General features: G+C 65.6%; 17 protein-coding genes. 7 read left to right on the top strand and 10 right to left on the bottom strand.

Translation table 11 applies throughout. The annotated features are described in order from the left end of the window. The first annotated feature begins 64 nt into the window (after positions 1-64). Positions 65-871 carry a helix-turn-helix transcriptional regulator gene (locus OC373_RS03395; protein ID WP_261997084.1) on the top strand — a complete coding sequence of 269 codons (807 nt, stop codon included), beginning with the start codon at positions 65-67 and terminating at the stop codon, positions 869-871. On the opposite strand, the gene OC373_RS03390 is transcribed toward OC373_RS03395, so the two are convergent. Beyond that, positions 861-1,250: a hypothetical protein gene (locus tag OC373_RS03390; protein ID WP_261997083.1), complete on the bottom strand. Its 390-nt coding sequence runs from the start codon at positions 1,248-1,250 to the stop codon at positions 861-863. The two genes, OC373_RS03395 and OC373_RS03390, sit on opposite strands and share 11 nt — an antisense overlap. Before the next feature lie 223 nt (positions 1,251-1,473). Between OC373_RS03390 and OC373_RS03385 the strand changes: the two genes are divergently transcribed. After that, positions 1,474-2,496, top strand: coding sequence for an NADP-dependent oxidoreductase (locus OC373_RS03385; protein ID WP_261997082.1), 1,023 nt, complete (start codon positions 1,474-1,476; stop codon positions 2,494-2,496). Positions 2,497-2,620: 124 nt separating this feature from the next. Next, entirely contained in the window at positions 2,621-2,791 is a 171-nt protein-coding gene (locus OC373_RS03380) for a hypothetical protein (RefSeq protein ID WP_019182797.1), read from the top strand. Between the two features lie 168 nt (positions 2,792-2,959). On the opposite strand, the gene OC373_RS03375 is transcribed toward OC373_RS03380, so the two are convergent. Both OC373_RS03375 and OC373_RS03370 read right to left on the bottom strand, forming a co-directional pair. Then, a complete protein-coding gene (locus tag OC373_RS03375) occupies positions 2,960-3,196 on the bottom strand; it encodes an AlpA family transcriptional regulator (RefSeq protein ID WP_261997081.1) in 237 nt (78 codons plus the stop codon). A 50-nt stretch (positions 3,197-3,246) separates the two neighbouring features. Next, positions 3,247-3,528, bottom strand: a complete 282-nt coding sequence (locus OC373_RS03370) for a hypothetical protein (protein ID WP_261997080.1) — start codon at positions 3,526-3,528, stop codon at positions 3,247-3,249. A 525-nt stretch (positions 3,529-4,053) separates the two neighbouring features. On the opposite strand from OC373_RS03370, the gene OC373_RS03365 reads away from it, so the two are divergent. After that, the gene (locus OC373_RS03365) at positions 4,054-4,704 is read left to right on the top strand and encodes a hypothetical protein (protein WP_261997079.1); all 651 of its coding nucleotides are present in this window, start codon (positions 4,054-4,056) and stop codon (positions 4,702-4,704) included. Between the two features lie 71 nt (positions 4,705-4,775). Here the strand turns inward: OC373_RS03365 and OC373_RS03360 are convergent, their stop codons facing one another. From OC373_RS03360 to OC373_RS03330, 7 genes are all read right to left on the bottom strand, one after another. Next, positions 4,776-5,315 carry a hypothetical protein gene (locus OC373_RS03360; protein ID WP_261997078.1) on the bottom strand — a complete coding sequence of 180 codons (540 nt, stop codon included), beginning with the start codon at positions 5,313-5,315 and terminating at the stop codon, positions 4,776-4,778. Then, positions 5,308-5,490 carry a hypothetical protein gene (locus tag OC373_RS03355; protein WP_261997077.1) on the bottom strand — a complete coding sequence of 61 codons (183 nt, stop codon included), beginning with the start codon at positions 5,488-5,490 and terminating at the stop codon, positions 5,308-5,310. Before OC373_RS03355 ends, OC373_RS03360 begins: the two co-directional genes overlap by 8 nt. Continuing rightward, on the bottom strand, positions 5,478-5,612 hold the full coding sequence (locus OC373_RS03350; RefSeq protein WP_261997076.1) for a hypothetical protein: 135 nt from the start codon (positions 5,610-5,612) through the stop codon (positions 5,478-5,480). The genes OC373_RS03355 and OC373_RS03350 overlap by 13 nt, the downstream gene beginning before the upstream one ends. Then, on the bottom strand, positions 5,609-5,845 hold the full coding sequence (locus tag OC373_RS03345; RefSeq protein WP_261997075.1) for a hypothetical protein: 237 nt from the start codon (positions 5,843-5,845) through the stop codon (positions 5,609-5,611). Before OC373_RS03345 ends, OC373_RS03350 begins: the two co-directional genes overlap by 4 nt. Continuing rightward, positions 5,842-6,081: a hypothetical protein gene (locus OC373_RS03340; RefSeq protein ID WP_261997074.1), complete on the bottom strand. Its 240-nt coding sequence runs from the start codon at positions 6,079-6,081 to the stop codon at positions 5,842-5,844. The genes OC373_RS03345 and OC373_RS03340 overlap by 4 nt, the downstream gene beginning before the upstream one ends. Continuing rightward, positions 6,078-6,470, bottom strand: coding sequence for a hypothetical protein (locus OC373_RS03335; RefSeq protein ID WP_261997073.1), 393 nt, complete (start codon positions 6,468-6,470; stop codon positions 6,078-6,080). The genes OC373_RS03340 and OC373_RS03335 overlap by 4 nt, the downstream gene beginning before the upstream one ends. A 486-nt stretch (positions 6,471-6,956) precedes the next feature. Then, positions 6,957-7,454, bottom strand: coding sequence for a hypothetical protein (locus tag OC373_RS03330; RefSeq protein WP_261997072.1), 498 nt, complete (start codon positions 7,452-7,454; stop codon positions 6,957-6,959). Between the two features lie 86 nt (positions 7,455-7,540). Here OC373_RS03330 and OC373_RS03325 point away from each other — a divergent pair, with 86 nt between their 5' ends. The 3 genes from OC373_RS03325 to OC373_RS03315 all read left to right on the top strand — a co-directional run bounded on the left by OC373_RS03325 (position 7,541) and on the right by OC373_RS03315 (position 8,983). Continuing rightward, positions 7,541-8,035: a helix-turn-helix domain-containing protein gene (locus OC373_RS03325; RefSeq protein WP_261997071.1), complete on the top strand. Its 495-nt coding sequence runs from the start codon at positions 7,541-7,543 to the stop codon at positions 8,033-8,035. Between the two features lie 109 nt (positions 8,036-8,144). Continuing rightward, positions 8,145-8,675: a phage regulatory CII family protein gene (locus tag OC373_RS03320; RefSeq protein WP_261997070.1), complete on the top strand. Its 531-nt coding sequence runs from the start codon at positions 8,145-8,147 to the stop codon at positions 8,673-8,675. Next, positions 8,672-8,983, top strand: a complete 312-nt coding sequence (locus tag OC373_RS03315) for a MarR family winged helix-turn-helix transcriptional regulator (protein ID WP_261997069.1) — start codon at positions 8,672-8,674, stop codon at positions 8,981-8,983. Before OC373_RS03320 ends, OC373_RS03315 begins: the two co-directional genes overlap by 4 nt. The last annotated feature ends 1 nt before the right edge of the window (position 8,984 follow it).

Here is an 8,984-nt window from a genome sequence, read left to right as displayed (position 1 = left end):
TCGTCGTGGACGGAGGTGATCGCGTCTTTCGATAGAATGACCCATCCTGTCGATGAGACGTCACATGGCCATGGCTGAACCCACTGCGGCGGGTTGGCGCGAAGTCGCGGTGCCGCCGCTGCGGCGTCTGCCCTGGCCGGTGGTGGCGCGCAGCCAGCGACTGGAGGCCGGCGAGCGCTTCCCGCCGCACGTGCACGGCTGGAACCAGCTGGTCCATGCCAGCACGGGTGTGCTGCAGGCCAGCGCCGGGCAGGCACGTCACGTGATCACCCCGCAGCAGGCGCTGTGGGTGCCGACCGGCACGCTCCATCACACGGGCGCGTTGAACACCTCGGCGTTCCGCAATCTTTACGTGGCCGATGGGCCGGAACTGGGTATGCCCACGCATTGCGCGGTACTCGATGTGTCACCGCTGCTGCGCGAACTGATCATTGAACTCGATCGCACCGTGCCCGATCACGACCGCACCTACTACGCCACGTTGTGTACCCTGATCACTGCGCAGTTGCCGCGCCAGCGGCAGCACACCCGGCACCTGCCCTGGCCGCAGGATGCGCGCCTGCAGCGCTGGTGCCAGGCGCTGTACGAGCAACCTGCCGACACCCGCAGCGTGGAGGACTGGGCGCCCTTGCTGGGTGCATCGCCGCGTACCCTGGCGCGCCACTTTGAACGCGAGACCGGCATGCGCCTGCGTGAGTGGCGGTTGCGGCTGCGCCTGCTGCGCGCCATCGAGTGGCTGGCGCAGGGGCGTTCGCCCACGGTAATCGCGCACGAGCTGGGCTATGCCTCGGCGTCGGCGTTCAACTACATGTTCCGGATCGAGATGGGCATGAGCCCGCTGCAATGGAAGCGCGCACGCCCTACGGCGTGACCGGGCAGGCCAGGCTGACCAGGCGGTCATCCTCGAAGCGTGCGCGGATCATGCCGTTGTCGGCTTTGCCTGCGGGCCAGTCCGCGTCGGCCCCTGCACCGGGCAGGGGATTGCCCAGGTGGAAGTACACGCGGCCACGGCTGTCGCCGACCTGCACCTTGTTGCATGCCACGATGGGTGAAGCCATCTCGCCGCAGTCGCCCTGCAGCAGGCACAGGCGCGTGTGGCACTTGCCTGCACCGGACGACCAGTGGCCTTGCGCGGCCAGGCAACCGGGCTCGGTCGCCAGGATTGCCCAGCATGCCAGGCCGAACACGGTGGTGGCGGACATCAACCCCGGCAGCAGGTAGCGGCGTCGGCGGGAAGCGGGAACGTTCATGACGCGATCATGCGCCCTGGCCGGCGGCGCGGGCAACGCATGCGCGGTGCAGCGTACGGATGGAATGCTGTGACGCCATCGGGATGGTCGGTCCCTGTCGCACAAGGTGATTGCACAGCCGCATCGTCCTGCACCGATGGAACGCTGTTTTACCCCCCGCCCGCACGTGCCCGGACGGCGTACTGTCGGGATCCCTTTTCCGTCTCCCCGGAGCGATCCGCTGATGAACGCACTTACCAACACCCGCATCGTGCTCGCCTCTCGCCCGAACGGTGCTCCCGTCTCATCCAACTTCCGTATCGAGCACGTGCCGGTGCCCGCGCCTGGCCCGGGCGAGGTGCTGCTGCGCAATCGCTATCTGTCGCTGGATCCCTACATGCGTGGTCGCATGGAGGAGGGGCCGTCCTACGCCGCACCGGTTGCGCTGGATGCGGTGATGGAAGGGCGCACCGTTGCTGAAGTGCTCGCCTCCAACCATCCCGGTTTCGCCATCGGCGAGCATGTGCTGGCACCGGGCAACTGGCAGACGCACGCGGTCATCCATGGCGATCAGCTCAGCCGCAAGCTCGAGGACAACGACCTGCCGATCAGCACTGCACTGGGTGTGTACGGCATGCCCGGATTCACGGCGTACGTGGGCCTGCAGGAAATCGGCAAGCCGCAGCCGGGCGAAACCCTCGTGGTGGCGGCTGCCAGTGGCCCGGTGGGCGCAACGGTGGGGCAGATCGCCAAGCTGCAGGGGGCGCGCACGGTCGGCATTGCCGGTGGCGAGCAGAAGCGCGCGTACCTGGAAACACTGGGCTTCGATGTGGCGCTGGATCACCGCGCCGACGATTTCGCCGCGCAGTTGCGCGCGGCGGTGCCCGATGGCATCGATGTCTACTTCGAAAACGTCGGCGGGCATGTGTTCGATGCGGTCGCGCCGCTGCTCAACGATTTCGCGCGCATTCCCGTGTGCGGCACCATCGCCACCTACAACGCGCGCGGCGCGGTGCTGCCCGGGCCGGACCGGCTGCCGGGTTTCATGAGCCAGGTGCTGCGCCAGCGCCTGACCGTGCGCGGCTTCATCCAGTCCGACCTGCACGCCTTCCTCCCGGCGTTCCTGCGCGAGATGGGGCAGTGGTTGAAGGACGGCCGCGTGCAGTATCGCGAAGACATCGTGGAGGGCCTGGAGAACGCGCCCGAGGCGTTCTTCGGGCTGCTCAAGGGGCGCAACTTCGGCAAGCTGGTGGTCAAGCTGGATTGACCGGCGTATCGCGCGTGAGCGCGACGTGTGCGAGGCCGTGTCGATCGTGATTCGTGCATCACGATCGGCTGGTTAGTCTGCCCTTGAAGGCGCCGTCCCGGTGCCCGCATCAGTGAGTAGAACCATGGCAGACACCAAGCCCAGCGAACAAGGCAAGCAGGAAGGCATCGAAGAGAGCCAGCAGGACCGCAAGCAGGACGAAACCGCCAAGCAGCGGCCGGCGCAGACCGATCAGGCGATCCACGATGCAGGCACGCGCCGGCCGGAGCGCAAGGACAATCCCGAGGGCGCGTAAGCAACCCGCGCAACCTGCAGAAACAACAACGCCCCGGAAACCTGGTTTCCGGGGCGTTGTCTTGAATAGTGGTGGAGCCAAGGGGAATCCCGGTTAGCCTGTAGACCCTTGTGCCAGTAGGGCGGGGCCACCCCTTGGATGGCGGATGCCCCCACATATGCCCCCGCTTCATGCGGCTTTCGGCAAACCGTCCTCATTGACCTGACGGGCATCCATTTTCGCCTGAATCCATCTGTTGATCTCGTCCTCCGACCAGGCGACGCAGTTGCCCCCGAGGTCGATTTGCGCAGGAAACTCCTTTTTCCGGATCCGGTCGTAGATGGTGTTCTTGGACAGCCCGGTCTTGGTGATGACGTCTTTCAGGCGCAGCAGGTTGGGGGCTCGGCGTTCGGCGGTGCTGGTCATCTGGTCTCCTTCGCCGCGGCGTGCGGCTGATTCGTTTCGGTAAATGGCGGTCACGCTGCGTTGCCAGCGGCCAGGCCGGGCAGCCGCATCTGCACCACGTTGTCGACGATGGCCGGCTCAGGCGTCCGGCGCGCGCGCGCGGGGCGGTTGACCTGCCTCCATTCCGCGAGCGCGGCGTCCGGCTCGGCATGCTTCCGGGTATGCCGGCACCGGCACTCGACGAAGTGGCCGCCGCCGGCGGCGATGCTGCGCAGGTCGTGGATGTGGCGCGCGCTGTGACCGGCGGCGCAGTCCGGCAGCGGCTCGGGGTGGCTGATGTGTCGCTGTGTCATGCGAACAGCTCCGGTTGGATGGGAAGTGCCGGCGGCGCCGGGCGGGGAAGGGCAGCAGCGCGGAGGCGGGCGGACTGGGCCATGCGGAACATGCACCAGAAGCCGTGGCCCGCCAGCCGCCGGGCACGCGCCTCACCGATGAGCACGCGCGCTGTGTGCTTGGGCTGGGGGATCGCGTCCATCAAGCATCCCTCCGGGCCGCTCGGCGAGCGACTGCATCGATGTAGGAGCGCCGCCACCGGTACGCGGACGCCCGGCAGCAACCGAACCTCTGCTGGATATCAGCTGCAGTCGGGGTGTCGTTCTTTTGAGCCGCCCAGTCGTTGAAGTACATGGGGAAGTCCAGCCCCGTTGAAAAGCCCGGTGGGAGGTAGCGTAGGCAGCTCGGCATTCTGTCCATCAGACGTCCTCCCGCAGCCTGGTGCGCAGGTCACGCGGCGGCTTGACGGTGGCCAGGGTCGCGAATCCAGAGCGGGGCTTAGAGGGCATGGCAGAATGCTGGCCATCCGACTGAGGGGTTAGGAAATGGAGCTTCTGAATGCGATGGGCGTTTGCTGGTGGCCCGGGCAGGGATGCACGCCACGATGGGAGGCTTGGGCAGTCGCGGCGGCGATCTTTGCAGGGCTTGGGAGTTGGCTGGCCGCTGGCGTTACGTACTACGCGGTCGTCGCTCCTATCGAAAGGAGAAAGCTTGTTGACCGAGCAATTGCGACGGCTGCGATGGAAGAATTCGCTGTGCAGCTCATCCAGCTGCGGGACGACCTCGGAACGGCGGCCCTGACAATTAACTGGATCAAACCGACCACGAAGCCCGATTTGGCGTCCACCCTTGTCAGAGCGCTTTCTCGGTACACCGTGGCAGTTCCCGCACTTGAAGCGACCCCGGAGACCCTGCCTTTGGTCAACTCGCTCAGCCGGCTTAGAAACGCATTGGCCAAGTGGACTCAGGCGATCGCAACATTTGATCTGTCGCCCGATCCAGAGTTTCCTGACGAGTTCGCCGAGCACGCCATTGCCTGGCTGAGAACGACCCACGCCGCAGCTATGAAGGAAATTCGCGATGTTGCTTCCCGCGTTAAGGAACTGGTGCCAGCACACGCCCAGGAATTGACGCGTGTCACTACGGCGGGGGATGGCTTTGACGCAAGGGCTCACATAGATGACCGTGATCAGTAGAGGCATGCTTACCGCCCGGACGAGTCTCCGAATACCGCGCTGAGGTCTTTCGGCGCGGTGTTTGTCAGTGGTCATGACTGGCTTCCCTTCTCGTGGTCTTTGATGCGGTCAATGAGGTAGGTGGTTTCGTTGCGCCACTTGGTCCGTTCGAGCGGGCTGAGGAACTTGGTCAGGTACTGGAGCTTTTCGAGCGGTTCGATCAGCCAGGTGATGCGGAAGGGCATGGATGAGCGGTGGTCGCGGAGCGGAGCGTGTGGTCGGCAGTCCGGCCCTGCGAGCCACTCGGCTTCGTCGCAGTCCAGGCACCTGCCGTCACCGGTACTTCCGGGCGGCCAGCGGTGCTGCTGCTTTACGACCGGCGGGTGCAGGTAGAGCGCGCGGATGGTCAGATTCCGGCGCCGCGGGTTGGTCACGTCCTCGGGCTCGGCCTCTTCCCAGGGCTCTCTGCTGCCGCGCCGCCGGCACTCGTAGCGGACCGGCTTCTGCATCCCATACAGCTGCTCCATGAAGACCTTCGCCCATGCAGCTGCGTTATCGGCCGGCACCGGCTCACCTGCGGCGCCTGCACGGCGCATCTCGCGCACGGTGGAGGCCACGGTCGGATCAGCCATCGCGGCCGCGCCTCCACGCGTCGGGCACCTGGGTGGCGCAGAGCAGGGCGCCCATGAGCAGGTAGACGCCGGTGTCCTGCATGCCGTGCGAGGCCATGGCGAAGGCGATGGTCGCGAGCAGGGCGCCGAGCAGCACCAGGCCGCCGGCACGCCAGTGGCGAATCAGCCCGTGCATCGGATCTGCTCCATCAGCGCGGCGAAGTGCTCTTCCTGGCGGCGCTGCAGCCAGGCGGTGGCCACGAGGGCACCGGCGACGAAGCCGACTATCAGGCCGAAGGCGAAGTCGATCCCGCTCATGCGGCACCCGGGGTGTGGTTGCGAACGCCATAGGACAGGTCGCGCGTCATGTCGGCGACGGCGCGAGCCGCGCTCTTGTGGCCGTCCAGCACCTCGCGGCGGGCGAGGGCAGCGGCGCGGGCGATGTGGTGGGGGCGGTAGCCCATGCGCTTGGCGGCGATCGCCACGGCCAGTCCGGCGCCGTTGGCGCGCGCTGCGGTGCTGGTGGGGAACTGGAGGATGACGGCGCTCATGCGGCACCGCCTTCGAGTCGAGCCAGGGTGTTGCGCAGCTCCTCGATACGGCGCCGGTCCTTTGCGGCATCGATCTGGTAGCCAGCTGCCACGCGTGCCGAGGCGGCGCGGTTCGGGTTTGCTGGGTTGTTCGCGCGGCGCTCGAAATGACGCGCCCGGCGTGATGCGCCTCGCTCCAGGCGAATCCACCATGCGAGGTTGCTGCGAAGTTGCTGGATCGCAGGGGAGGCGCTCATGCCTGCGCCTCGACCAGGTGGGCGCTGCCGAGCTGCAGGGGGCCGATGCGCATGCCGGTGCGGATGTGGTTGGCGCGCAGTTCGAGCGCGGCGCTGGAGCCTTGCATCGCCAGCAAAGCCCAAGCGCTTGGGGAGATTTCCAGTAGGGTGCGGCCAGCGACGGCGATCACCACGGCTTCGTTGGCGTGGTCAGGGGTCACAGTGACCGGGCCGGAAATGCTTTCCAGGCAGCTCGGGGCAGCTGCTGCCATCAGGTCTTCGCCGAGCTTGGCAGCCTCGCCAGCGTCCAGCGAGATCAGTGCCTCGCCAATCCTGATGGCGACGGATTTGCTACGTGGGCGCGCTTCCACGACGGCTTGTGCGCGGGCGCTGACGATGAGGTGCGGCATGGAAGTCTCCGTGCCCCGGCCCGGATGGGCTGTTACTGGGGCGACGGAAGTACATTACCGAAACGGTTATAGCCGGTCAATACCAAAACGGTAATCAATCGGGGCGGCGCGTCTCAGTGCTCGGCGCGGGGGCAAAAAAAGACCCCGCGGGGCGGGGTCTTTACCTGGACTGGGCCCTATCCGTACCTGGCCCGGAGGAGGCCGGCATCTTCGAAGGTGACGCCGTCCCGGATGCAATCTAGGGCGCGTTCCAGGTCTCGGTGCAGTGACACCAGTTGATCGTCGCTGAGCTCTTCCATTCCAGCCAATCCAAAACACGCCTGGTCAATCAATAGCTGCATCGACGGTCCCCAGTGATGCCGGTAGTGCCGGATCATTCGGTAGTGCGAGTCCCTCGTGATGCTGTCCATGGCCTGACGCATGGGTTTCGTAACCAATCGAAGCCGGGGTGAGGCTGGCCGTTGATCGCCACCTCCATCCATCGCTTTAGCCAGTCGCTTTGCCAGTTCCTGCAACTGGTCCTCTCGTAACGCCATCCTTACCCCCTTTTTGCTCCAACCGTTCAACAAACGCACGCATGAAATCCAGTACGTTGCTGTCATCCAGCGACCGAGCCTGCGCCACGATCGTTTCGTAGGCGACTGCCAAGGCCTCTGCATCGATGGTTGGCACGGGGCCGCCACCGCGGATCTCCGATACCAACTGCAGCAAGCGTATTGCAGAGCGGAGAGTAGGGACATCAAGTCCCAAGGCGTGAGATTCGCCGGCGGGTCGATCTAACGTGCCGCTGGGAATGCCCATAGCGGCTTCCAAGTCACGCGCAAGGCGATGACCTATCCCTTTCGGGTTGGATTCCGATATCCACTGGCTGACTTGGGGCTGCTGCCAACGCGAACCGCCGAACTGGCGAGCCCACTCGGCTGGACCACCGGCCGCAGTGACGCGGTCGCGCATGTTGATCGTTCTGAGGGTGCTGGCATCCATGGCCGCAATGGTCCTATCCATTACCGTTTCAGGAAATGACCGTAACGGTATTGCAGAGGCATAACCAAAACGGTAATGTAAGCGGCATGAACCTTACCGACTACGCCATTTCGAAGGGGGGCACCGCAAAGCTGGGCTGCCCGATTCTGGCCAGCACGGCCGCGGCAGCCAAGTGCAGTGCTGCCACGCTGTACATGATCGCGCGAGGCCACAAGCAGGTTAGCGCCCAGCTCGCCGTTCGCATTGCCACCGCGACTGACAACGCGGTCACCACCAGCGACCTGCGGCCCGATCTTTTCGGCGTCGCCGCGGCGACCGGGCCTGCTCTGGTCGCACCCGCGGTGCTGGTTGCCCCAATCACCAAGCGCGCGCTGCGCGAGAAGTTGGGGCTGGGCAATGACGGACATCTGGCCAAGGTGCTGAAGCTTCCCATTGCCCAGGTCCAGGCCTGGCCGGACGAGCAGGGCGTCCCAGCCCTCCCGCAGATTCTGCAGCTGTTCGGGCAGGTGCCTGCGCCCCTCGACACCCGGCCCGATGATCCCGACGCAGACCGTATCGATCTCGGCGTCCATGCCGCCTGACTGGCCGTCCTTGGCCTTCGTCCTTGAACTGAATTCATCCATGGCGCTGATCGTGCGCCAGCCGGGCCCGGCCCGAAACCTTGAAATACCCGTCATCCCAAGGTGAACCATGACCTGCCGTACTTCCGCCCTCAACTGGATCGACGTCCTCTACAACTCCGTGCGCGAAACGCCCGGCGGCGTACAGGCGGCTGCCGCGTATCTCGCGCAGCGCCGCGGCAAATCGATGCACCCGGAGACGCTCCGTGCGAAGTTGCGCGGCCTAGAGGGCGAATCGGTAACCATCGAGATTGCCGAGCTGCTGACTGAGTGGATGCAAGAGCAGACCGCGAGCAAGGAACGCGCGCTGGACTGGTTGCAAGCATTCGCCGGACGCTTTGATCTGGCGGTGGAAGTGGTTCCGCCCGCGCCCGAAGGTGGCTGGGCGGATGAGGTTGGGGCAGTCCAGACAAAGCTGCTGGAGATCAACAGTTACATGGGGCGCCTCGCTGGCACCGCCGTGAAGGCCATGGCCGACCGCCGCATTGATAGCGATGAAGCGCAACTCATGATCCGTGAGGCACGTTCGATTATCACGATGGCGTACCGCCTGATCCGCAACATCGCCCGCGCTGCCGCAAAGGGGAGGGCAGCGCGATGAATCATCCGGCCCGTGCATGCGACCCAGGCACCAGCCACGAGGCTGCTCGCCACATTGTTGCGAGCGGTGTGCAACTCGATCAGCAGGCTGTTGCCCTTACCGCGGTCAAGCAAGCGCCTGGGCTCACCAGTAACGAGCTGGCCCAGCGGACGGTGCTTGATCGCTACATGCTGGCCCGCCGTCTCCCCGAGCTGGAAGAAGCCGGGCTGGTGTGGCGCGGCCCGAAGAAGCCGTGCGAGGTAAGTGGCCGCAGCGCATGCACCTGGTGGCCGGTAGCCCTCGGCCAGAACTTCGTGCTGGCGGTCTGAC

The sequence above is a fragment of the Stenotrophomonas sp. Ste96 genome (genome assembly GCF_024519495.1).
Lineage (GTDB): Bacteria > Pseudomonadota > Gammaproteobacteria > Xanthomonadales > Xanthomonadaceae > Stenotrophomonas > Stenotrophomonas bentonitica_A.
Note: the sequence above shows the minus strand (reverse complement) of the source record. Positions and strands in the feature narration are given on the sequence as shown.